Below are 483 nucleotides of genomic sequence, written 5' to 3' on the forward strand. Positions count from 1 at the left end.
TTCTTTTTCTTCTTTTTCGTTAACTTTGTTTTCCTTTTGTTAAACTCTGTTTCTTTTTATTTATTTATTCTCTTTTGTTCGTTTGTGATTATATATGCATATATATCTATATTCTTATGTCACATATGTTTGCAACAGTCTTTTTTTTATTCATAATTCTATGTTTACATCATATTTCTTTACATCATATAATCTAGAATGGAGGATCCCTCCTCATTCTTCTGCACTCCTGGCGCTACTCTGACCTATCCTTCTCCAGACGCTCCAGTTCATGCTGAATGTTGCTGAGCCTGATCTTTAGCTCATCCATCTCCAGAATCTCTTCTGAAGTCTTGAGCTTCTCTTCCAAACTCTCGTTCTCTTCCAGCAGCTTGAATTCAAGCCGGCTGAGTTCCTGCACTTCCTCCACGAAGGCAAGAAATTCCTTCAGGTCTCTCTCCAACTCTGGACGCAGGTCCTCTTCCATAAATGTCCGTGTCAGCT

1 protein-coding gene is annotated in these 483 nt (G+C 38.7%); it reads right to left on the reverse strand.

Annotated elements, in window-relative coordinates:
• Positions 1-235: 235 nt before the first annotated feature.
• On the reverse strand, positions 236-483 hold a 248-nt coding region (locus AABA86_RS34465), incomplete at its 5' end, for a hypothetical protein (RefSeq protein WP_338309925.1).

It is taken from the genome of Bradyrhizobium sp. TM233 (assembly GCF_036247965.1).
In the GTDB taxonomy this organism is placed as follows: domain Bacteria; phylum Pseudomonadota; class Alphaproteobacteria; order Rhizobiales; family Xanthobacteraceae; genus Bradyrhizobium; species Bradyrhizobium ottawaense.